Source organism: Mucilaginibacter sp. (assembly GCF_041660805.1).
Lineage (GTDB): Bacteria > Bacteroidota > Bacteroidia > Sphingobacteriales > Sphingobacteriaceae > Mucilaginibacter.
In genome coordinates this window covers 64264-87385 of record NZ_JBAZVP010000022.1, presented here as the reverse complement: position 1 = coordinate 87385, position 23122 = coordinate 64264, and the positions used below count along the sequence as shown (strand labels likewise).

The window sequence follows — 23122 nt, the reverse complement described above, 5'->3', positions numbered from 1 at the left end:
ATGATGAATTAAGCTTTAAAGCAAATGCAGGTTCGGCATTCCGTGCGCCAAACCCGGCCGAATTAGGTTCAAACGGTGTACATGAAGGAACAAGCCGTTATGAGATTGGTAACGCAAACCTAACCCCTGAAAGAAGCTATCAGGCTGATGCAACATTAGAATATGGCTCTGGTTTTGTTACCGGTAGCTTAGGTATCTATGAGAATTATATACACAACTACATTTATGCATCAAACACCAATAATGAACAGGTAACCGTTGTAGATGAAGCAACCGGCTTGCCAAGAAGTTTCGATGCTTACCGTTACGGGCAGGTAAATGCCAACCTATACGGGTTTGAAGGCAATTTAACCCTGCACCCAATTTCGTCTATCCATTTTGAGAATACTTTCAGTTACACCCGGGCGCAAAACACTTCTTTCGACAGGCCATTGCCTTTAATCCCGGCCGGAGTTTTACACAACACCCTGCGTTTTGAGCCTAAAATAAAAGGACTAAAGGATTTCTATTTATCAGCAGGTATTGATAACTACTTTAAACAAAGCCGCATTGATGCTACCTTTGAAACGCCAACAGATGGCTATACTTTGGTAAATGCAGGCGTTGGCGCAACGTTCAGGATAGGAGCGCAGCCGCTAAAACTTTATGTATCGGGCTCAAACTTAGCCAACAAAAAATATTACGATGCTTTAAGCCGCTTAAGACCCGGCCGCTACAGTCAGGAAGACCCAACCTATGGTGTCTACAACCCCGGCCGTAACATAACCTTTGGGGTATATTTACCCTTCGGAACCAATAAATAATAAAACCAGTTAATTAGTTAGTCAAAAAAGAAAAGTCCCGTTAGCAATAGCGGGACTTTCTTTTTATTTAGGTTTATGATTGGTTTTACAAAACTTCAAGCTTCACCAATTCCTCTTTCAGTTGCTCAGGCGAGGTAAAGTGGATGCTGTTTATCCCTAATTTTTCGGCAGCTAGTATGTTCCGGTAGTTATCATCAATAAACAATGATTCTTCTGCTTTTACATTGTACCTGTTAAGCAGGATCTGGTAAAATTCGGGTGTGGGTTTGCGCATTTTTTCGGCGCCTGATACTACAACGCCGTCAAACCAATTCAAAAAATCAAATTTTTGCTGCGCCATCGGGAAGGTTTCTGCAGACCAGTTGGTTAGGGCGTAGATCTTATACTTATTGCTTTCCTTAAGCTCCTTAAATATCTCAACAGTGCCTTCAAAAGCATCGCCAAGCATTTCTATCCAACGGCCATAAAACGCGCGGATATTGGCTTCGTGCTGCGGGTGCTGCTGAACTAACCATTCTGTGCCCTCTTGTAAAGTACGGCCGGCATCTTGCTCTTCATTCCAATCCGGCGTTGTTACAGTAGCCAGGAAATCTCTCATTTCCTGCTCATCATCAAAAATAGTACGGTACATGTAATCGGGGTTCCAGTCAATTAATACTGCCCCAAGGTCAAATATTATGGTATTGATCACTTCTTTTCTTTTTTACGCTTTAACGCTATCTTTTCTGAGTTATCTTTTTCAATTACTTTAACATCGGTAACTACCGAATCCTGGTTCAGGTACAATACCAGGCTTTTAGCATATAGGGTATCTAAACGGTCCATTTTACGGTTTATCTCGTATTCAAAACTCTTATCGGTATAACTGTTCCATTGGGGGTAACGCAACAGGTTTATCACTTCCTTATATTTTAACCCTTTAAGCTTATGATTGGCAAGCAGGTCATCCAGCATTGCCGAGCGGTTAGGCCAGCTAAGTCCGTCGCCATCATTCCACTCACGCCTGTCAAATTTTTTTTTGCTACAGCCGGTTAGCGAAAGGGCGACTAAGGCCATTGCACAAACCAACCGCATCTTCTTATTCCTGAACATATTGATATTGCTATGCATTATTCAGCAAATATCCTTTAAATCCTTCAAAATCTTTCCCTAAACTTACTGCTTGCCGCTCTTTTTTCTCTAATTCTGCAACTTGCGCAGGGATCTCAATTTTATCGGCTATCTCCTGAGTAAATACATCCGGAAACTTGCATGGATGCGCTGTAGATAAAAACACTCCGGCGGTATCTGCTGCCAAATGTTCCTGCTGATACGTTTTCAATGCCTTCCATGCAATAGCGGTGTGCGGGCAAACTACATAGTCATATTGTTTAAAAACAACATCAATGGCAGCAAGGGTTTCTTCATCATCATAACGACAGCCTGTTATTAAGCTTTTTAGCGCCTCTGCGTCATCTTTAAACATGTTGGCAATTCTTACCCAGTTGCTTGGGTTGCCTACGTCCATAGCGTTAGACAGGGTGGCTACAGAAGGCTTAGGCTGATAGATCCCCGTCTTTAAAAACTCGGGCACGGTATCATTAACATTAGTAGCCGCAATAAACTGCTCTACCGGCAACCCCATCTTCCAGGCTAACAGCCCGGCACCTATATTACCAAAGTTGCCACTGGGAACCGCGAAAACAACTTTGCTTATGCCTTCTTTTAAAAGCTGGGCGTAAGCATTAAAGTAATAGAATGTTTGCGGAATTAGCCGCGCTATATTAATGGAGTTGGCAGATGTTAACCGAAATTGCTCATTAAGTTCATGATCTGTAAAGGCTTGTTTAACCAATGCCTGGCAATCATCAAACGTGCCGTCAATTTCCAGTGCACGGATGTTTTGTCCGTTGGTTGTCAGTTGTAGTTCCTGTATCTGGCTTACTTTCCCCTTGGGATATAAAATAGTAACCCTTGTATTTGGCACCCCTAAAAAGCCCAGCGCCACAGCACCGCCGGTATCGCCGGATGTGGCTACCAATACATCCAGCTGTTTTTCACCTTCTTCTAAAAAGTAGCTCATCACCCGGCTCATAAACCTGGCGCCAAAATCTTTAAATGCCAGCGATGGCCCGTGAAAAAGCTCCAGCACATATACGTTTTGCTCCAGCTTTACAACCGGGGCATAAAAGTTTATGGCATCATAAATAATCGCTTTCAGATCATCAGCCGGTATATCATCGCCTAATAAATTTTGAGCCACATGAAAAGCAATTTCGGGCAAAGTGTACCGGTCCAGGTTATTGATGAATTTATCATCCAATTGCGGAATGCTCACCGGCATATATAAGCCCTTATCCTGCGGCATGCTATTAAACACGGCTTCTTTAAAGCCAACTCTTAAGTCTGTATTATTGGTACTGTAGAATTTCATTGTCTGAATCAGAATTAACTTAATTTAAGAATTAACAGAATACATCTGAACAGAAACAAGATTCTGAAAATTCAAAAATCCTGTAAATTCTGATTCAGAAGATTGACTTTTTACCCTATTACTCTTGGCCCTGCATCATTTATTGTGGATACATACACATTTGAGCCAATTTTTATGCTGGTTAAATGCTGCTGCAATTTATTGGTAATGCGCCTGGCGGTTTCTTCATTGCGGGTAAATGCAAATACAGATGGGCCCGAGCCGGAGATACCAAAACTTACCGCACCCATCTCCATTGCCATTTCGCGCATCACATAAAAATCGGGGATGAGCATTGAACGTACCGGCTCAACCAAAATATCTTTCATGCTGCGGCCTATCAGGTCAATGTCCTGCATAAAAAGGCCGCTTACCAATCCGGCTATGTTACCCCATTGCGTAACGGCATCCTTCATTAATATTTTGTTGCGGATGATCTGCCTGGCCTCGCGGGTAGGTACATCAACATCAGGGAAAACAATGGCGCACCATAAGCCCGGTGGGTGGGGTAATCTAACAACATCCAATGGGTCATAACTACGGATGAGCACAAACCCGCCCAGTAATGCCGGGGCAACGTTATCTGCATGGCCATGCCCGCAAGCCATCTCTTCGCCCTTCATTGCGAAAGGTAAAAGGGTAGAAGGATCTGTATCATCGCCCAATAAAGTTTTTATAGCAAACAAGCCGGCAACAGTACTCGCCGAACTGGAACCCAGCCCGCTGCCTATCGGCATTTTTTTGTGCAGCTCTATATCCAGGCCAATATCTGTCCGATCAATACTTTGCAGATAGTGCTGCACACTTACACTCACCGTATTTTTAGCCGGGTTAAGTGGCAGGCGGCCATCGTCGCCGGTAATTTTACTAATGGTGATCCCCGGTTTCTCGGTTATACGCATGATTACTTCATCGCCCGGTTCGTTCACCGCAAAACCAAGCACATCAAAGCCGCAAACCACATTAGCGACAGTGGCTGGTGCAAAAACTGAAACTGACTCGCCTACTACCCCCCTGCCCCCTGAAGGGGGAGTTTTTGAAGGGCTTGGTTTTAATATTTCTTTTATATTTTCCATGTTATTTATAAAACTATCGTTCCCTCTTCAGGGGGTTAGGGGGGTTACGCACCCACATTTATCAGGTCAGCAAATACACCAGCTGCCGTTACCTCGGCTCCTGCACCCGGGCCTTTTACTACCAGCGGGCGCTCTTTGTACCTATCAGTAGTAAATGATATAATATTATCACTGCCCGATAGCATATAGAACGGGTGATTCTCATCAACCATTTGCAGGGTAATAGACGCTTTTCCATCTTCCAGCTTACCTATGTAACGTAAAACTTTTTTATCTGCCCCGGCCTGGTCTTTTATGTTAGCAAAAAATGCATCCTCACTTTTAAGCGCGGCGTAGAAATCATCAACCGTTTGGGCATCAAGGCAGGCTTGTGGTAATATGTTTTCTATCTGCACATCGGCTTCTTCCATTTCGTAACCGGCATCGCGGGCCAGTATCAACATCTTGCGCATAAAATCTTTCCCACTCAAATCGTCACGGGGATCTGGCTCTGTATAGCCTTTTTCCTGTGCTTCTTTTACCACATCATGAAAGTTGGCATCGCCCTTAAAGTGATTAAAAATGAACGAGATCGTCCCCGATAAAATAGCTTCTATGCGTTGCACCCTGTCGCCGCTGCTCATCAGATCTTTTAACGTACGGATAATGGGCAAACCGGCGCCAACATTTGTTTCATAAAAGAAATCAACCCCGTGCTTACGTGCAGTATCCCTAAAGGTTTTGTACTGGCTGTATGAAGCAGAATTCCCTATCTTATTACAGGTCACTACAGATATGTTTGATTTAAAAACCTCTTCGTAAAATGTTATAGGTTTAGGACTTGCGGTATTGTCAATGAACACACAATTCGGCAGGTTCATTTCTTTCATTTTGGTGATAAATTCCTGCAAATCTGCCGTGTGCATTGATTGCTGCAATTCATCTTCCCAGCTATCTAAAGGTAAGCCATCGGCATTAAATACCATTTTGCGGGTATTGCTTATCCCGGCTATTTTAACCTGTATCCCGTTGTTCTTTTGCAGGAAATCGCGATGCGCATTTAATTGGTTAAACAAGGTTCTGCCAATGTTGCCCGTACCCAAACAGAAAGCATGCAGGGTTTTAGTTAGTTCTATAAAGAACGCATCATGCACCGCGTTCAGCGCTTTAGACAGGTCTGTTGCTGATATTATCACCGAAATATTATACTCGGACGAACCTTGCGCAATTGCCCTTACGTTAACACCATTACGGCCCAGGGCGTGAAACAGTTTGCCACTCATCCCAGGCGTTTGTTTCATATTTTCGCCTACTACAGCCAAAATAGCCTGGTCTTTTTCTACAACCAATGGCTCCAGCTTATTGGCAAGCAGCTCCAGTTCAAACTCCTGCTCAATTAATAATTTAGCCTTCTCCACTTCAGCAGGCTGAACGGCAAAGGTGATACTATGTTCTGATGACGACTGAGTGATCAGGATAATATTGATCTGCTCACGGGCAAGCAAAGAAAACAACCGGCCGCTAAAACCCGATTTACCTACCATGCCGCTGCCTTCCAGATTCAGTATGCTGATGTTATTGATAGACGAGATCCCCTTGATTGGCAAATTTGAAGCTTTACAATCATGGCGGATAACGGTACCTGCAAACGATGGTTCAAAAGTATTTTTGATAACAATTGGGATCTTCTTTAAAAACGCCGGGATCATTGTTGGCGGATAAATTACCTTGGCGCCAAAGTAGGAAAGCTCCATTGCTTCGGTATAAGAAAGCTCTTCCAGCGGGAATGCTTTTTTAACCATCCGCGGGTCGGCTGTCATCATCCCGTTAACATCTGTCCAGATCTCTATTTCGCTGGCATTTAATGCGGATCCAAATATAGCGGCGGTGTAATCGCTACCTCCGCGACCAAGTGTTGTGATCTGCCCGGCATCATTCCCGGCAATAAAGCCGGTAACAAATAACAGTTTATCGCTATTTTCCTCGTAAAAGCCCTGGATCAGTAATTCGGTTAGGTCTATATTCACTTTTGCCTGGCCAAAAGCGCTGTCTGTTTTAATCAGTTCAGATGCATCAACAAAAAACGACTCCTTAAAATGCTGTGCCGCTATCTTGCTGATCATTAATGTTGAGCAGCGCTCACCATAACTTACTATCTGGTCGCGTGTTTTTGGTGTTAGCTCACGCAAGCTTAACACACCCTGTAATAATTCTTCCAGCTGGTTAAAGTGGATCTTTAAACGGGTATAGGCCGGGTTTTGGTTCTGGATATCCAGCAAGGTTTTAACTACATCAAAATGGCGTTTCTCCAACTCGGCTAACTGGGCTGTAAAATCACTTCCGGCTGCTGCATCTTCTGCCATAGATATCAGCAGGTTGGTTACACCGCTCATGGCACTCAATACCACAATGGGGCGGTTGCCCTGCTTGTATTCGCCCTTTAAAATGTTAAGTAAGGTTTGGATGTTGTTTACCGAGCCTACAGAAGTACCGCCGAATTTTAAGATCTTCATTTTATTTTAGTATCAATTCAAAATAGTCGTTTCGTTTAGCCTCACCTAAATCCATCACCCTCTTCTTTGGAGAGGGCGGGGGTGAGGCTAAATAAAAAAGCCTTCCTCTTTTAGGAGGAAGGCTTTCATTTGGTTTATTGTTATGTTTTACACCATACGATTATCTTCCTCCGTGTTTTATCCCGGTGGTAATAATTGTTGTAATAATGGTGTTGTTAATTATCATATATATTATGTCTGTAAAGTAAGTAGATTTTATTTGAAATAACAAATACCAATACGTTTTATTTTTCCATTGCCTTTTATCTTTCCTAAATTGCAGCCGTATGCAGGGGCTCGTTACTAAATCAACAGGAAGCTGGTATCAGATAAGATCTGGCGACCAAACCATAGATTGCCGGATAAAAGGAAAATTCCGTACAAAGGGAATAACTACGACCAATCCGCTGGCGGTAGGCGATGTGGTAGATTTTGAAATGGAACCAGAACAAGGCACCGGCGTGGTGACTAACCTCATCCAGCGCAAAAACTACATTATCCGTAAATCCATCAACCTGTCAAAACAGGCGCAGATCATCGCGGCTAACCTTGACCTGGCTTTGCTGGTAGTAACACTTGCTTCGCCAAGAACTTCATTGGGTTTTATTGACCGTTTTTTGGTTACTGCCGAAGCTTATAGTATTCCCGCCTGCCTGATATTTAATAAACTTGACCTGTTTAGCGATGAGGGATTGGAGATATTGGCTGATTATCAATCTGTTTACGAAAAGATAGGCTACCCCTGCTATTCTGTTTCTGCAATGGAAGGTACTAATATTGATCTGGTGCAAAACCTGCTAAAAGATAAAGTAACGCTGTTCTCGGGCCATTCGGGCGTAGGTAAGTCAAGCTTAATAAACCAGCTATTGCCAGACCTTGATTTGCGCACCAATATGATATCTGACTGGAGCGACAAAGGGATGCACACCACAACCTTTGCCGAAATGTTTGAACTGCCGCAAGGCGGCTACATTATTGATACACCCGGCATTCGCGAATTAGGGGTAATTGATATTGAAAAACAGGAATTGAGCCACTTTTTCCCTGAGATGCGTGAACGGCTCAACCAATGCCGTTTTAACAACTGCCGCCATATTAATGAGCCGGGATGCGCCATACTGGAAGCCATAGAAGAAGGCGAAATAGCACTATCGCGGTATGACAGTTACCTGAGCATATATAACGGAAACGATACAAGGGCTTAAGGGATAGGCAAGAAAATAAGAATCAAGAGACAAGAAAAAAATATTATTAAAACAAGTTTAAACAGCAGTCTTGATTCTTGTATCTTGACTCATGAATCTATTTAATATGCGAGCTGTTATACAAAGGGTTAGCGAGGCAGCATGTAAGGTAGATGGCAACATCACCGGGCAAATTGGCATTGGGTTTTTAGTGCTGTTAGGTATTGAAGATGCTGATACTGATGAAGACCTGCAATGGCTGGCACAAAAAATAGTTGGATTACGTGTATTTGGCGATGAAAATGGCCTGATGAATAAAGCCCTGACAGACGTTGACGGCAATATTCTCCTTATTTCTCAATTCACACTTTTTGCGCAAACAAAGAAAGGCAACCGCCCATCATTTATCCGTGCGGCTAAGCCGGATAAGGCTATCCCCCTTTATGAAAAAATGATTGCTGTTTTAGAAACCCTCTCCGGAAAAAAAATAGCAGCAGGAATATTTGGAGCGGATATGAAGATAAGCTTATTGAATGACGGGCCTGTAACCATTATAATGGATACAAAAGACAAGGATAACCACTAAACACAAGCCCAGCCTTTACGGGAACTTGTACAATATCCCCAGCGATAAGCCTTCTGTTCCCTGTATACTGTTTGATGTGTTTTTATCAAACAGCATTGTGCCGTTTAATGATACGTTAATAAGGCGGTTTACTTTGGCAGCCAGGATGGCATCTATCCGGTGGCGTACGTACGCAAGCGATTCGCCATATGGAACAAACATATCATAACGTGCGTTAAAATGCATATTCTTGGCAATGTCCTTATCAAATATAGCAACCATTTGGAATGCGATATCTGTACGGATGGTTTTGCCGGGGGTTACACCATAGTTTCCGGGGTTGTTATGATAAATAGTGGTATCTAAAACAAATGTTTGCCTTGCCGTACCTGTACCTAATCGCAAATCGAAATATGTTGTGGGCTTGTACTCAAAACCGACCGATTCAGTCAGGTAGCCCGGCGACATCAGGTTGGAGATAAGTACAGGCGGAAGCACGTTGTTAGCATCGTACTGATAGCCCTTATCAAATTGCGATTCAAAACTTAACGATCCAAAAAAGAACCAGTGTTTTGATATTTGCGATGCTATTTTGTTATCAAAAAACATCCGGTCGTTGGTTTTGCGAGATCCCTGACCCTTGTTTTTTGATTTCCCGTAAAGCAGGTTTAATTCTGATACATAACTGAACGGCGCTTTATTATACTCTATATGATAAATAAAGTTTGAGCCCAGCGCCACGGAGGTTACACCACCGGCGCTATAGTTATTACTAAAAGCTGCCTGGTTAAAATTTAATGCGAATGTTATGTTTTTATGCCAGTAGTTAACCTTGTAGTCCATTAGGGTTACCGGTATCAATTCCTGCTGTATTTTTAATTCGCGCGCTTTTACCGGGATAGAATTCTTTTTGGGATACAGGCGGTATTTGTTAAGCTGATTAGTATCAATTTTAATTGAATCTTTTTTTAGGGTATCAGTATCTTGCGCCTCTACAGTGAGCGAAAAAGAGAGAAGCAGCAAAAAAAACAATCCCAAACCTGTTTTTAACATACGGCAAATAAAAAGCAAAAAACTGTTATTCTATTACATTAATTAAAAATGTAATAACAAAACTACAAATACCGGTACCAGCTAAACCATTTTCTGTTAGTTAAGTACGTGTTGTCGGCCTCATTGTAATAGGCCTCTCGTTCAAAAACTATATTCAGGTAGGCTTGCCCGTGTTTACGGTACGCTGCCAAATTTATAAGATAATTTAATAAGTACAATATGTAAAATGGAATAATAAGCAATTCGGCCTGCTGCCGTAAATGTATTTTTTCGTGATTGATGAGGGCCTGGTCGTTAACAGATGCTTTGTTGAGTACCAATATAAACGGGAAAAGAGCCATGCCGCTAACCCTTAAAAAGGGTACAACTATTACCGGATATTTCATTTAGCAGGTGGTGGCATAATGGGTAGTGCAGGCAAATCAAACGATCTGGGGTTACGCAGGTAGCGTTTAAGATTTGCCCTTATGCTGTAAATAAATTCATACTCGTTAAAAGTAGTAACCTGGTAATACCCAGGCCGGTACTTCAGCATAAAATCAGTTAACTGCGGGTCTATAAGCTTGGTAACAGATGCTACAAATGTTTTGTTAAAGCGATAATCAATAACGTTTTGTTTATAATCGAGGTCTATCACGTCCCGTAAATGCGCCGCATTGCGGCCGCTGCGGCTAAAGGCATTATATAGCGCATCAATACCCAGCCCGGCACCCACTCCCGGCGAAGCAACCAGGAAATCGTTAGTGCTTATGGATCCGTAAATTCTATTATAGTCGCTTTTGGTTTGCAGCAGTCTTTTCTGTGGGTTCAACATGGTATCCCGTATGGTTACCTGTTGCAGTTGTATGGCAGATGGCCGCATGTATACAGCAAGCGGAGAGAAGTTTTTAATGATTACCGTATCGGCATAATGATCCGGCTTGGTAAAAATGAGTACATCGCCCATACCGGCGCTTATTTTAAACTCGCCCTTAAAAGTATTGTAAACAGATTTACCGTTAGTAACGTTTCGAACGCTCACCTTTGCTATACGCCCCTTGCTTTCTTTATCAAAAACAATCCCGCTAACCTCTTTATCCTGTGCAAAGGCGGTTATAGTAGTAAAGCATAAAAGAATGGGAAGCCATAATTTCATTATAGGGTTTAAAATTACGCTATCAGGAGGAGTTACACTACTCTTTAACAATATTTAACACGTTTATTTAGCTATAACAAGCTTTTGGCCAATCTTCAATCCGTTATCTGTCATGTTGTTTAACGCCTTTAGCTCGTCAACTTCAATACCAAAACGTTTAGAAATATTGTATAGTGTATCGCCTTGTTTAACCGTGTAAATTTTATTATCGGGACTTACCTTGCTGATACTATCTGGCTGTGGGACGCCAATATTATTGTTTATTTCGGCAAGCACACGGTCTTCTCGTTTAATTTTTTGCTCTTCACCTTCAGGGCGGTCATACTGGTCAAGGCTGTATTTGTCAATTATGTTAAGCAGCAACTGCGGATACTTAGGGTTTGTAGCATAGCCCGCGGCTTTTAAACCATAGGCCCAGCCTTTATAATCGTTTTTATCCAGTTCAAAAAGACGGGCATAATTTTTCTTCTTCAAAAATTCTGAATGGTCACGAAATGATTCTTCAGGGTTGTTATATACCCTAAAACAGTCATTAACATTATCGTCATCTTTGTAATAGCTTTCGCCGGCCCAGGTACTGCCGCACTTAATTCCGAAATGATTATTGGCCACTTTTGCCAGTTCGCTGTTGCCACTGCCCGATTCAAATAACCCCTGCGCAAGTGTAATACTCGCCGGGATGCCATACTGGTTCATTTCCTGTATTGCAATGGCTTTAAAGCGTTCGATATATTCAAGGGAGGTAAAAGATTTATAAGCTGCTATTGCTGCTTTATTCTTTTTTTGGATGACTTTGTTATTGTTGCGCGCTTTTTTACTGCCAATTGAACTTTTATGCGCCGAGCAGGATGTAAAAATAGTGGCTGCAATTAATAATAGAAATATTTTACGCATATATTACCTTAAAGCGAATTGATGAGCCAAACTTAAGGTTAAAAATGTAAATATTAATTGGCTTGTACTAACTCTTCTTTTTGTTCGGGAGTTTTATCCAACTCATCAAGGTCATATTTGTTGATGATGCCCAAAACTTGTGAGGCCCATTTGCGGCTGCTTGCGTAACCGCCACGTTGTATGCCTTTTGCCCAGCCCTTATAATCATACTGGGTAAACTTTTCGGCCAGGTGGCTAAATTGCTTACGCTCTGTCATGATACGCGCAAAATCATTAAATGAATCTAAAACCGAGTCATAACGTTTGTATGACGATTTTACTTTTTTGTTGTGTTTATAATAAACTACAGTACCTCCGCCTTTTACTCCAAACTGGTTGTTAAGGTTTTGGGCTATTGCGCTTTTACCGCTGCCGCTTTCATGCATAGCCACACCTAAAATGATGCTTGCGGGTACTCCGGTTTCATGCATAATGCGAATGGCATTATCTTTGAACTTCTCTATATATGATTGTGAAGCGCTTTGTGCCGATACGGCTGTGGTGGTTGCGATAAGTGCAGATACTAACAGTACAGTAGTTAAGAGTTTCTTCATAATTTACTTTTTTCTGATGATCATTAGTCCATCACGAACAGGCAGAATTAGTTTTTCAACCTGTGTGTTAACAGCTATGTGTTCATTTAGTTTGCGAAAGCTTTCGGTATCGGCGTCTTTTTCATCGCCATAAACCTTTCCTTTCCACAAAACATTATCAATTATTATTAACCCTCCGGGCCTTACTTTATCAAGTACTAACTCAAAATAAGTTAAATTATTTCGTTTATCCGCATCAATAAAAACCAAATCTATGTTATTAAGCTCTAAATCAGCCAGTACAGCCTCTGCGGGGCCAAAATGCTGCTGAACTTTTTTTTCCACATTTGTGAGCTTATAATGTGAATTAAGCATTTCCTCTAATTCGCGGTTAACTTCAATGGTATGTAAAATACCCCCTTCCATCAATCCCTCACTAAGGCAAATGGCAGAATATCCGGTAAAAGTACCTATCTCCAAAATAAGCTTTGGCTGTAACATTTTGCTTAACATGCTTAGCACCCGCCCCTGGTAATGGCCGGAGAGCATATTGGGTTTAAGCATTTTTAAATAGGTATCCCTGTTTATCTTTTGCAGTCCTTCCGGCTCCGGATCAAGGTGATTATCTAAGTATTCCTGCAAGTCATGGGGGAGAATTTCCATGAGGCAAAGATAAGAAATTTGAAATAAATGGGGTTTCTTGAGCTATTCTCCTAATTTATTACCCAAATCAAGTTTTTTAATGCTGCCTTCAGCCGGCAAATCTTCGGGCATTGTGCCGCCTAATTCTTTTATCGTTTGCCTAACTTTCTTACCAACATCATAATGGGTTTTATTCGCATTATTTTTTCCTTTTATTTTATCTCTTTTTAATTTTTCTTCGGTTTGGGTAGCCCTGAAAAGGTTTGCCGCTAATTCAGTACTTCCCATATGGTCTAAAATGTTTTGGCCTTTCTTTAAATCCTTTTTTGCATGTAGTTCTTTGGCACCTAATCCATCATACAATCCCATATATCCGTGATTTTGAAATATTGCGTACTCAAAGGGCTTTATTACGCCAGCATCTCTTGCGGCATCTGCCAGGTGCTTATTGTGCTCGGCCATTTCTCTTCGCAGATATAAGCGCTTTTCTTCTTCACTTTTTAACTGCTCAAATCCTTGTTCCAGTATTTCTTGCTTACGTGTTTGCACAGCAAAATAGGTTTGCCCTTGTGCCACAACTTCTTTAGAGGGGTCTGCATTCTGAATAATTAAATAACAGGCATATCTTGAAAGGTGCAAATCTCCGATATCTCTTTTAGCGCCCTTAGGCATATCTATCGTTTTCTCCACCCGGGGAAAATGATCGTCCGGCTCCTGTCCTGAGTTTTTACACGCCTCTTTTGCTTTTTCTATTACGTTAAGGAACTTATCCCATTTAATGTATTGTAGTATTTTAAACAATTCCCTTCCGCTCCAATATTCCTGGCCTATATTGTTTAGTTTTTTAATCCCTTCAAATACATTCTTATTTTCCATACAGTAAATTTAATAACTTTTACTCATCCAACTTTGCAACAGTATTACTGCCGATATCGTATCCACCAGCTCCTTATTTTGCCGGGCTTTTTTTCCCATTCCGCTTTGGGCTATTGTTGCCGATGCCATTTTGGAGGTAAAACGTTCGTCAAACATTTCAACGGGGATTTCGGGAAAAGTCTTTTTAAGCAGGTTCGCAAACCCTTTTACATGCATGGCCGATTGGGATGGGGTATTATCCATCTGCTTAGGCTCGCCAACTATAAAGCGCTCCACCTGTTCCGTTTGCATATATTTTTTAAGGTAATCGATAATTTTTAAAGGGTGTATGGTATCCAGCCCTGTGGCTATTATCTGCATCGGGTCGGTAACGGCAATACCAATGCGCTTGGTGCCGTAATCAAAAGCCATGATTCTCATGATAGATGTGAGATATGAGATTTTAGATGTGAGATCATGGCTCAAAGATAACGGTTATTAAATCAATAGTTTAAGCATTGCCCGTCAACACCAATCAATAAAAACCATGCTCTGTCTCATATCTCCTATCTAAAATCTCATATCTAATTTTTATCTTGCACCAATGCGGTTTAAGGAAATCATAGGACAGGAGGCAACAAAGCAACGGCTCATTAACTCGGTAAACGAGAACAGGGTTAGTCACGCTCAGTTGTTTTTGGGTCCGGAGGGGAGCGGAAGTTTGGCATTGGCGGTTGCATACGCACAATATTTATCTTGTGAAGATAAGCAACCCGATGATTCATGCGGCGTGTGTTCATCATGCCGTAAATACCAAAAATTCATGCATCCCGATCTGCATTTTTCGTACCCCTTTTTTGCTAAACATAAGGATGATACGGCGCTTACTTTTATTGAACAATGGCGCGATGCCTTTACTGCCAATCCATATTTAAGCCTGGATATCTGGCGCAGCTATCTGGAAGCAGAAAACAAACAAGCCAACATTAATATTGCCGAGTGCCATCAGATCATTAAAAAGCTCAGCTTTAAACCGTTTGAATCAGCCTATAAAATATTGATCCTTTGGCTGCCCGAGTATCTGGATAAGGAAGGCAACGCGTTGTTGAAAATGATAGAGGAGCCTCAGCCTAACACCCTGTTTTTGTTGGTGGCACAAAACCAGGATCAGATCCTGAACACCATTTTGTCTCGAACGCAACTAATAAAAGTGCCCTGTTTAAATTATGAGGATATAAAAGAACACCTCATTAACAATCATAACCAAACCGAGACGGCCGCATCAGAAATAGCCTACCTCAGCAATGGTAACATGACCGAAGCGCTGGGTATGCTGCAGCAAGATACCAAAAGCTACCATACCCTGTTTGTACAATGGCTGCGTTTGTGTTTCTCTAACAAGGGCTTAGAGGTACTTGCCTTTGTTGACCAGATGGCCAAGATGGGCCGCGAAAATCAAAAGAATTTTTTACGCTACGGCATTAGTTTTATCCGCGAGTGCTGCCTGTTACGTTCGGGGGCCGAAAAGATAGTTAAGCTCCCTGAACAGGAACTGGAAACGGCCAAAAAAATGTCGGCGGTGATGAATCTCCCGCAGGCTCAAACCATTATCAACGAGCTTGAAAAGGCCCATTATCATATAGAACGGAATGCAAACGCTAAAATCTTGTTTTTAGACGTATCTTTGCAGATTATAAAAGTACTAAATTTGAAAATCGTCCCTCCGGGGAATCATTATATACCGAATTAATTATGGGATGCGGAAGTTGCTCAACAGGTGGCGGTTGCTCGCCTGCAGGCTGCAAAAGTAATGGCTCATGCCTTACTAATGGTTGCAGCAAATTAGATGTACACGATTGGCTGTCCCACATGGATATGCCAACTAACTATAAGCCCTTTTCAATAGTTGAAGTTAAGTTTAAGGGTTCGAGAAAAGAGTTTTATCATAATAACGATAACATTTACCTGGAAGCGGGTGACCTGGTTGCTGTAGAAACTACTACAGGCGGCTATGATATTGGCCATGTATCCATCACCGGCGAACTGGTGCGGATGCAAATGACCAAGCGCCATGTAAAAGAGGCGGATGTTGTTAAAAAGATCTATCGCCGTGCCACACCTGCTGATGTAGACAAGTGGAAGCTTGCAAAAGATATGGAATGGGAAACCATGCATAAATCGCGCACGCTGGCCCTGGAACTGAATTTATCAATGAAGATAAGCGACGTAGATTACCAGGGTGATAAAACCAAAGCAACCTTTTATTATACGGCCGAAGGCCGTGTAGATTTCAGGGAACTGATCAAAAAAATGGCGGAATCTTTCCGCATCCGTATAGAAATGCGCCAGATAGGGATGCGCCAGGAAGCAAGCCGTTTAGGCGGTATTGGTTCTTGCGGCCGCGAATTGTGCTGCAGCACCTGGTTAACCGATTTTAAAACGGTATCAACATCGGCCGCGCGTTATCAAAACCTTTCTTTAAATACGCTGAAGCTTGCAGGACAGTGCGGTAAATTAAAATGCTGCCTTAACTACGAGCTGGATACCTACATGGATGCCTTAAAGCATATACCGGATAATGTAAATGTGCTGAAAACCGAAAAAGGTGACGCGCGCCTGCAAAAAACGGATATCTTTAAAAAGATCATGTGGTTTAGCTACCCCCGCGAAGAATCATGGGTGCCTATGACCATAACCAAGGTTAAAGAAATTCAACAAATGAACCGTGAGGGAATTATTCCTGCAGATTTAGGTGAAGTTGTTGAAATGGAAACCAAACCGGTAAAAGTGTTAGATTATGAGAATGTTGTAGGCCAGGATAGCTTAACCCGTTTGGATGAGCGCCGCAACAGTCAAAATAAAAACAAAAACAAGAATAAAAATCGCAGCCGGAGCGGAGCCGGTGAGCAACAAGCCGGTAATAAAATAGATGGCCCGCAGCAAGGCCCAAGGCCCGACCGCAATAACCGCCCGCAAGGCAACAGACCAGAAGGTGGAGAACCAAAGCAGGGTGGCGGCAACAGGCAGCAGCAACAGCAGGGGCCACGCCCTGATGGCGCACAAGCCGGGCCGAGGCCAGAAGGTGGCGGCAACCGCCCGAATAACAACAGGCGCAATAATAACCGCCCACGGCCTAATAACCCAAACCGTAGTAACGACAACCCCGCAAAACCGGAATAAATAATGCAAGCATTAAAAGTTCTTTTTTGCGGATTGATCGCCCTTGTGCTTTTTTCGGCACAAGGTTGTACGGACCCTAACGCGGTGATAGATCAGAATACAGAGCTGCCTAACCATAACTGGGCTTATATAAACCGTATTAAGTATAATGTTAATATCACCGATGAAACGGTTCCCTATAACCTTTACTTTAATTTAAGGGTAACCGGCAGCTATAAATACTCTAATATTTTTGTGCTGTTTCGTCAAACATCGCCCGGCAAAAAAATGGCTACCACTCGCTATGAATACAAGCTGGCCAATAAAGATGGGGGCTGGCTGGGTAGCGGAAGCGGCAATTTATACAGTTACCAGGTACCATTACGCACACAATATAAATTCCCGGCTAAAGGTGTTTACCACTTTGAAATTGAGCAAAACATGCGCGATAACCCACTGCATGAGGTTAGTGATGTTGGTTTACGGGTAGAGAAAGCGCAATAAAATCCCCCCTTAATTAATTGTATAGTCAGCTGTTGTTTTAGTGAACGACCCCAATTCCTTATTGGTTTGTTGCGCGGCCACTGTGCCATTATCGGTTATAGTGTATGATACCGTATTTTCTCCCATAGTCTGTATCTCAAAATGTACCGCATCCCCGCTGTTTAATACAGTACTGTAATCATAGGTTGTACCTGTAGCCACCGTTTTAGTATCAAGTGTTGTTAATGTGCTTGCTGTAACTTTTATTACAGATACTACCGCGGTAAAAGATGCAGTACCCGTTGCCGTAAATTTGATAGTATGTGACGTTGGCGCCGCATCTCCTTTTTTAGAACATGAAGCTATTGAAAGGCAAATAAAAAGAGTTAAACAAATAGATAGGTACTTCATAATTGGTTTATTTCAAAATAATTTAAACATGTAAATATGCTGATTGTAGTTTAAGTATACCAACAAAAAATTAACTTATGAAAAGGGCTTTTTTGTATCTGTGCGCTGTTATAGCTTTATCTGTATCAGCCTGTAAAGGCACTAATAAAACAGGGGGCGATCAGGCAGATTCCGGGAAAACAAATGTTGGTAGTTCTGGTGCAGCAGATACCACAAGTGCGGCAGCATCAAGTGCCCCGATGCAGACCGGCACCAGCGGAACCGATACCAGTAGTAATGGCAAAGGAACAACCAACCCAACATCAGATACTTTAAAAACCAATCCTAAATAGTTATCATGAAAAAGTTAATCATCTATTTATTTTCAGTTTTGGCCATTTCGTTTGCATCCTGCAAGGGCAACAAAACGGAAAGCAACCAGGCAGATTCCGGCCAAACGCATGTGGGGAATGAGGGACCTGCCGATAGTGCCGCAATGTCACCTACGCCTACCGAAACCGGAGGAAAAGATACGAGTGGAAACGGATCTGGTACTACAAACGCACCAAAAGATACGTTGAAGAAAAATCCCTAAATATCACTTAATTTTTTTAGTTATTTTTAATTTGCTACATTCGTTTTGCTAATTTTTTTATCAAATGGATGCTGCTATTATATTAATTATCGCCAGTGTTTTTGTGCTGATCACTGCCGTATTTATATTTTTAAAACGCCCCGCTGTTTCAGGTATTTCTGCGGATGAATTCACGCTATTAAAAACCGAAAACGACTCGCTTAAAATTTCTTTGGCCAAAGCCGAAGAAAAAGCCGGCAACCTGCTCAGCGAAAAAGAAAACATCACCAAACTACTTAAGGACGAACAATCCCGTTTATTGGATGAACTTTTATATGAGCGGACGCAACTGGCCCAGGCAAACCAGTCCTTAGAATCGTCCCGGTCTTATTTTAAAGCACAACAGGAAAAACTTACCGAGCAAAAAACAGAGATAGAGCAAACCCGCCTCCACTTTCAGCGTGAATTTGAAAATGTTGCCGAAAAACTGCTCAAAGAAAAATCAAAGGAATTTACTGATGTAAATAAGCTGAGTATTGATACTATCCTTAATCCGCTCAAAGAAAATATAAAAGCTTTTGAGGAAAAAGTAGATAAGGTTTACAATATGGAAGCCGCGGAGCGCAATACCCTTAAAGGGGTTATTACCCAACTGATGGATTTGAATAAACTGATCAGTACAGAGGCATCGAACTTAACAAAAGCCTTAAAAGGCGACAATAAAAAGCAAGGTAACTGGGGTGAGGTGATACTGGAAAAAGTTTTAGAACGATCCGGCCTTGTACGTGACCGGGAATACAGGATACAAGCCAGCCTGAATGGCGTTGACGGGGGCCGCCTGCAACCCGATGTTATTATTGACCTGCCCGATGAAAAGCATTTAATAATTGATTCCAAGGTCTCCCTGGTGGCATACGAGCGACTGGTGAACTGTGAGACAGAAGACGAACGCCGGTTATTTTCAAAAGGCCATGTGGAATCTATCCGGAGTCACGTGCAGGGCTTGTCATCCAAAAATTACCATGACCTTTACCAGGTAAACTCGCCCGATTTTGTTTTGCTTTTTGTGCCGATAGAGTCGTCCTTTAGCTTTGCCGTACAGTTGGATGCCGACCTGTTTAGCGATGCCTGGGATAAGCGGGTAGTAATTGTTAGTCCGAGTACTTTGCTGGCCACCCTGCGTACTATTGCCAGCATCTGGAAACAGGAACGCCAAAACCGGAACGTGCTGGAAATTGCCCGCCTAAGCGGCGAAATGTATGATAAATTTGTTGGTTTTGTTGGCGATATGGAAGGTATTGGCAAAAACATCAAACAAAGCCAGGATAGTTATGATAAAGCCATTAATAAACTTACCGATGGCCGTGGCAATTTAACTATCACCGCAGAAAAAATTAAGAAGTTAGGAGCTAAGGCTAATAAGCAAATAGATGTGAAGTATATTGGGGAGGAGTAAACAGTTGCTTAATGCATAGTGACATTGGGGAAGAGTGGGATTACTCAATGTATAACCCACGCGTCATTGCGAGGTACGAAGCAATCTTCCGATAGACCAAACTATCCTATTAAACTTTCATAAAGATCTATCCAATTTGGATTAATTGAATTTATTAATTGTCTTTTATATTCTTTAATACAGCCTTTAATTCTTTTTTCCTCCGCAATAGCTTCTTCTATGAATGGAAAATTTAGATAATAAACCAACTTATCACATTTATATTTTGCTGTAAAACTATTCGGGTGAATGTTATTTTTATGTTGCCAAATACGGATGGTTAATTCTGATGAGACCCCGGTGTATAGGACATTGTTATACTTGTTCGCCATTATATACACGCTTCCACCTTTCTGAAAAACCATATTCATAACTTATCTATCGGGAGATTGCTTCGTACCTCGCAATGACGCGTGAGGTTTGAAAATACAACTGCAAACTTAAAACTGCCTACTGCAAACTGCCGAAGGCATTCCAACCCTGGGCTTTTAACTCGTGCATATTGCCCGATTTGGTTACTAGGTTACAGCCTTCGTTAGGTTCGGTTATGTAGCCGATGATTGTAAAGTCGAGCTTGAATTTTATCTTATCGTAATCTGCTTGTTTAACAGTGAACAATAGTTCGTAATCTTCACCGCCGCTTAAGGCGCAAACGGTAGGGTCAAGGTTAAATTCACGGGCAGTTTCATAGGTCATTGGGTCAATAGGGATTTTTTCCTCGTATAACTTACAGCCTTTGTTACTTTGCTTGCAGATATGTAAAAGTTCTGATGCTAATCCGTCAGATACATCGATCATAGCAGTTGGTTTAACCTGCATATCCTGCAACAGATCAACAATATCTTTACGTGCCTCGGGTTTTAACTGGCGTTCTACAATGTAATCTTTCCCTTCCAGATCGGGCTGAATGTTGGGGTTTTCAAGATAAACCAGCTTCTCACGTTCCAGTAATTGCAAACCGGTATAAGCACCACCCAAATCTCCCGATACACATATCAAATCTCCTTCTTCGGCAGTGTTACGGTAAACAATATCCTTTTCATCAGCATAACCCAAAACAGTTACGCTGATAACCAGGCCTTGTTTTGACGCGCTGGTATCACCACCAATTAAATCAACACCATATTTATCACAGGCCAGGTAAATACCCTCATACAATTCTTCAATGGCCTCTAACGGGAACTTGCTCGACATACCAATTGATACCGTAACCTGCGTGGCTGTACCGTTCATGGCATAAATATCACTCAGGTTAACCTGTACCGCTTTATATCCCAAATGTTTTAAGGGAGTGTAAGCCAAATCAAAATGGATCCCTTCCAGCAGCATATCGGTAGATACGAGGGTTTTCTTTCCTGCAAAATCTAATACCGCGGCATCATCACCAACACCCTTAACGCTACTTTTTTGTGTAAGCTTTATATTTTTTGTAAGATGGTTTATTAAGCCAAACTCACCCAGTTTCTCAATATTGGTTTTTTCTTCGTTCTCAAACATAATTGTCTTTTTTAATTACACCAGGCGAGATAATCCTATCTCTCAGTTGTGTAATCATTATAATATATGAAATCAATAATAAACGCAAAAATACGAAAGCTTACTTCAATAATGTTATCGTAATTGTTTTATCCGTTTATCGTTTCCACAGTATGTAATATTTATCATACATATAAATAATTAACATATGGTTAATTATAGGATAGTACTTTTGCTTTGCTTAATATATTTATATGAAAAACAGAAAATTACTTATCTATTTTAGCTTATCCCTTCTTTTTATAGCAGGTTGTACAAAAGATTTTAGAAACGGAATTACAGTTGACCCTGCACCACCCGCCGAAGCACCAAAGCCCTATACTATTGTTGAAGGTTTTGAAACAGGTTCTAAAAATGGTTATGCAATTGGTGATGTTCAGCTTAATACCGGCATATGGAGTTTTGATGATGCATTAATAGGCAATTTAGCTGCCGATTTAAAAAATGGAACAAAATCGGTACGTTTAAAAACTGGTAATATAACCATGAAATTTGACATTGCCGGCGTACAGCAGATCAGCATAAAACACGGTAAATATGGTAATGATGCTAACCAAACATGGCAGTTATTGATGTCGGTAGATAGCGGCAAAACTTTTACACAATTAGGTAATGATATAAGTGAAACCAATACTACCCTTGTTACCGATTCATTTAAGGTTACCACTACAAAAAAAGTACGTTTCCAGATCAAAAAAATAGGCTTACCTACAGCTACCACCCGTACTAATATTGATGATATCACTTTTAAAGGCATAGGTGATGCAGGTATTATTGTTGGTGTGCCTGATACGCAGGGACCCGATACTACCAGTACAGGTACAGCCTCTACACCAAGAGGTGTAATAGTTGGAACCGACGCCCCACCAGCCAACGGTGATAACAATAACCTTTTAATGGGTAATCCATCAAGTGCACAGCCCGCTGCAGTGATGATGGATAATTATCTGATAGATCAGGGTTATTATGTAGAATCATACAACAGTACTAAGGCCGGCCCTAACTGGGTTAGCTGGCATTTAGATGCCAGTAACATAACCAATGTATCATCACGATTAAACAATTTTGCAGCCTTTAGTGGTTTACCTGCGGGCTTTACATCAGTGCAAAGCAATAGCTATAATTTTGCCACATATGGATTTGACAGGGGGCACAATTGTCCTTCGGCAGACAGAACGAGCTCCGCAAATGCAAATTCATCAACTTTCCTGATGACCAATATGATACCACAAGCTCCTCAAAATAACCAACATACATGGAATAATTTAGAAGGGTATTTACGTGAACAAGTGGTTGCCGGTAATGAAGTTTATATTATTATGGGTAGTTACGGAACAGGTGGCTCTGGAGTTAATGGGGCTTTCAATTCAATAACTTCAGGTACCTTAAAAATAAATATACCAAGTAATGTTTGGAAGGTAGCTGTAATTGTGCCAACAGGCGATGGTGATATTTCAAGGGTATCTGCCAGTACAAGAGTTATTGCAGTAAATACACCCAACGTAAATACTACTTCAGAAGACTGGAAAGGTTACCGTGTAACTGTACGTGATATTGAAAAAGCAACCGGCTACAATTTATTCTCTAATTTGCCGCAAACCGTGCAGGATGCTATAGAGACTAAAAAGGACGCTTTGTAAAGGTCATTACAAAGAACAAACAAACACGTCTTTGCGAGCGATAGCGAAGCAATCCCCGACAGGACTGTCGTCTACCTTTCTAT

General features: G+C 41.6%; 26 protein-coding genes. 10 read left to right on the top strand and 16 right to left on the bottom strand.

Annotated elements, in window-relative coordinates; genetic code table 11:
- The coding region (locus WC743_RS20965; protein ID WP_373015242.1) for a TonB-dependent receptor at positions 1-803 on the top strand (803 nt) is incomplete at its 5' end.
- An 85-nt stretch (positions 804-888) separates the two neighbouring features.
- Here WC743_RS20965 and WC743_RS20960 read toward each other — a convergent pair.
- The 5 genes from WC743_RS20960 to thrA form a co-directional block, all read right to left on the bottom strand.
- The gene (locus WC743_RS20960; RefSeq protein WP_373015240.1) at positions 889-1494 is read right to left on the bottom strand and encodes an HAD family hydrolase; all 606 of its coding nucleotides are present in this window, start codon (positions 1492-1494) and stop codon (positions 889-891) included.
- Positions 1491-1895 (bottom strand): hypothetical protein, encoded by a 405-nt coding sequence (locus WC743_RS20955; protein ID WP_373015238.1) that lies wholly within the window; start codon positions 1893-1895, stop codon positions 1491-1493. The genes WC743_RS20960 and WC743_RS20955 overlap by 4 nt, the downstream gene beginning before the upstream one ends.
- 10 nt (positions 1896-1905) lie before the next feature.
- Positions 1906-3216 carry a threonine synthase gene (thrC, locus tag WC743_RS20950; RefSeq protein WP_373015236.1) on the bottom strand — a complete coding sequence of 437 codons (1311 nt, stop codon included), beginning with the start codon at positions 3214-3216 and terminating at the stop codon, positions 1906-1908.
- Positions 3217-3326: 110 nt separating this feature from the next.
- Complete coding sequence (locus tag WC743_RS20945) at positions 3327-4331, bottom strand: homoserine kinase (RefSeq protein ID WP_373015234.1); 1005 nt, start codon at positions 4329-4331, stop codon at positions 3327-3329.
- Between the two features lie 44 nt (positions 4332-4375).
- Positions 4376-6823 carry a bifunctional aspartate kinase/homoserine dehydrogenase I gene (gene thrA / locus WC743_RS20940; protein WP_373015232.1) on the bottom strand — a complete coding sequence of 816 codons (2448 nt, stop codon included), beginning with the start codon at positions 6821-6823 and terminating at the stop codon, positions 4376-4378.
- 326 nt (positions 6824-7149) lie between these two features.
- Here thrA and rsgA point away from each other — a divergent pair, with 326 nt between their 5' ends.
- Together rsgA and dtd are read left to right on the top strand one after the other, a co-directional pair.
- A complete protein-coding gene (rsgA, locus tag WC743_RS20935) occupies positions 7150-8067 on the top strand; it encodes a ribosome small subunit-dependent GTPase A (protein WP_373015230.1) in 918 nt (305 codons plus the stop codon).
- A 106-nt stretch (positions 8068-8173) separates the two neighbouring features.
- Complete coding sequence (gene dtd, locus WC743_RS20930) at positions 8174-8632, top strand: D-aminoacyl-tRNA deacylase (RefSeq protein ID WP_373015228.1); 459 nt, start codon at positions 8174-8176, stop codon at positions 8630-8632.
- A gap of 15 nt (positions 8633-8647) precedes the next feature.
- Here the strand turns inward: dtd and WC743_RS20925 are convergent, their stop codons facing one another.
- The 8 genes from WC743_RS20925 to ruvX form a co-directional block, all read right to left on the bottom strand.
- A complete protein-coding gene (locus WC743_RS20925; RefSeq protein ID WP_373015226.1) occupies positions 8648-9664 on the bottom strand; it encodes a DUF3078 domain-containing protein in 1017 nt (338 codons plus the stop codon).
- 62 nt (positions 9665-9726) lie between these two features.
- Positions 9727-10050, bottom strand: a complete 324-nt coding sequence (locus WC743_RS20920) for a hypothetical protein (protein WP_373015225.1) — start codon at positions 10048-10050, stop codon at positions 9727-9729.
- Entirely contained in the window at positions 10047-10799 is a 753-nt protein-coding gene (locus WC743_RS20915) for a hypothetical protein (RefSeq protein WP_373015223.1), read from the bottom strand. The genes WC743_RS20920 and WC743_RS20915 overlap by 4 nt, the downstream gene beginning before the upstream one ends.
- 63 nt (positions 10800-10862) lie before the next feature.
- Positions 10863-11693: a glucosaminidase domain-containing protein gene (locus WC743_RS20910; protein WP_373015221.1), complete on the bottom strand. Its 831-nt coding sequence runs from the start codon at positions 11691-11693 to the stop codon at positions 10863-10865.
- 53 nt (positions 11694-11746) lie between these two features.
- The gene (locus WC743_RS20905; RefSeq protein ID WP_373015219.1) at positions 11747-12286 is read right to left on the bottom strand and encodes a glycoside hydrolase family 73 protein; all 540 of its coding nucleotides are present in this window, start codon (positions 12284-12286) and stop codon (positions 11747-11749) included.
- 3 nt (positions 12287-12289) lie between these two features.
- On the bottom strand, positions 12290-12928 hold the full coding sequence (locus WC743_RS20900) for an O-methyltransferase (protein WP_373015217.1): 639 nt from the start codon (positions 12926-12928) through the stop codon (positions 12290-12292).
- 42 nt (positions 12929-12970) lie between these two features.
- Positions 12971-13783 (bottom strand): DNA damage-inducible protein D, encoded by an 813-nt coding sequence (gene dinD / locus WC743_RS20895; RefSeq protein WP_373015215.1) that lies wholly within the window; start codon positions 13781-13783, stop codon positions 12971-12973.
- Positions 13784-13792: 9 nt separating this feature from the next.
- Positions 13793-14203, bottom strand: coding sequence for a Holliday junction resolvase RuvX (gene ruvX / locus WC743_RS20890; protein ID WP_373015213.1), 411 nt, complete (start codon positions 14201-14203; stop codon positions 13793-13795).
- Between the two features lie 163 nt (positions 14204-14366).
- On the opposite strand from ruvX, the gene WC743_RS20885 reads away from it, so the two are divergent.
- From WC743_RS20885 to WC743_RS20875, 3 genes are read left to right on the top strand one after another with little or no spacing between them, the layout of a single operon-like run.
- A complete protein-coding gene (locus WC743_RS20885) occupies positions 14367-15512 on the top strand; it encodes an ATP-binding protein (RefSeq protein ID WP_373015211.1) in 1146 nt (381 codons plus the stop codon).
- 2 nt (positions 15513-15514) lie between these two features.
- A complete protein-coding gene (gene ricT / locus WC743_RS20880) occupies positions 15515-16942 on the top strand; it encodes a regulatory iron-sulfur-containing complex subunit RicT (RefSeq protein ID WP_373015210.1) in 1428 nt (475 codons plus the stop codon).
- 3 nt (positions 16943-16945) lie between these two features.
- A complete protein-coding gene (locus WC743_RS20875; RefSeq protein WP_373015208.1) occupies positions 16946-17425 on the top strand; it encodes a gliding motility lipoprotein GldH in 480 nt (159 codons plus the stop codon).
- A gap of 9 nt (positions 17426-17434) precedes the next feature.
- On the opposite strand, the gene WC743_RS20870 is transcribed toward WC743_RS20875, so the two are convergent.
- Complete coding sequence (locus WC743_RS20870; protein WP_373015206.1) at positions 17435-17815, bottom strand: hypothetical protein; 381 nt, start codon at positions 17813-17815, stop codon at positions 17435-17437.
- Positions 17816-17892: 77 nt separating this feature from the next.
- On the opposite strand from WC743_RS20870, the gene WC743_RS20865 reads away from it, so the two are divergent.
- From WC743_RS20865 to rmuC, 3 genes are all read left to right on the top strand, one after another.
- Positions 17893-18147, top strand: coding sequence for a hypothetical protein (locus WC743_RS20865; protein ID WP_373015204.1), 255 nt, complete (start codon positions 17893-17895; stop codon positions 18145-18147).
- A 5-nt stretch (positions 18148-18152) separates the two neighbouring features.
- A complete protein-coding gene (locus tag WC743_RS20860; RefSeq protein WP_373015202.1) occupies positions 18153-18389 on the top strand; it encodes a hypothetical protein in 237 nt (78 codons plus the stop codon).
- Positions 18390-18453: 64 nt separating this feature from the next.
- Positions 18454-19824 carry a DNA recombination protein RmuC gene (rmuC, locus tag WC743_RS20855; protein ID WP_373015200.1) on the top strand — a complete coding sequence of 457 codons (1371 nt, stop codon included), beginning with the start codon at positions 18454-18456 and terminating at the stop codon, positions 19822-19824.
- 101 nt (positions 19825-19925) lie between these two features.
- Here rmuC and WC743_RS20850 read toward each other — a convergent pair whose 3' ends face one another.
- Both WC743_RS20850 and thiL read right to left on the bottom strand, forming a co-directional pair.
- Positions 19926-20234 (bottom strand): GIY-YIG nuclease family protein, encoded by a 309-nt coding sequence (locus tag WC743_RS20850; RefSeq protein ID WP_373015198.1) that lies wholly within the window; start codon positions 20232-20234, stop codon positions 19926-19928.
- Positions 20235-20313: 79 nt separating this feature from the next.
- Positions 20314-21360, bottom strand: a complete 1047-nt coding sequence (gene thiL, locus WC743_RS20845; RefSeq protein WP_373015196.1) for a thiamine-phosphate kinase — start codon at positions 21358-21360, stop codon at positions 20314-20316.
- A 233-nt stretch (positions 21361-21593) separates the two neighbouring features.
- On the opposite strand from thiL, the gene WC743_RS20840 reads away from it, so the two are divergent.
- Positions 21594-23039 carry a DNA/RNA non-specific endonuclease gene (locus tag WC743_RS20840; protein WP_373015195.1) on the top strand — a complete coding sequence of 482 codons (1446 nt, stop codon included), beginning with the start codon at positions 21594-21596 and terminating at the stop codon, positions 23037-23039.
- Positions 23040-23122 lie beyond the last annotated feature (83 nt).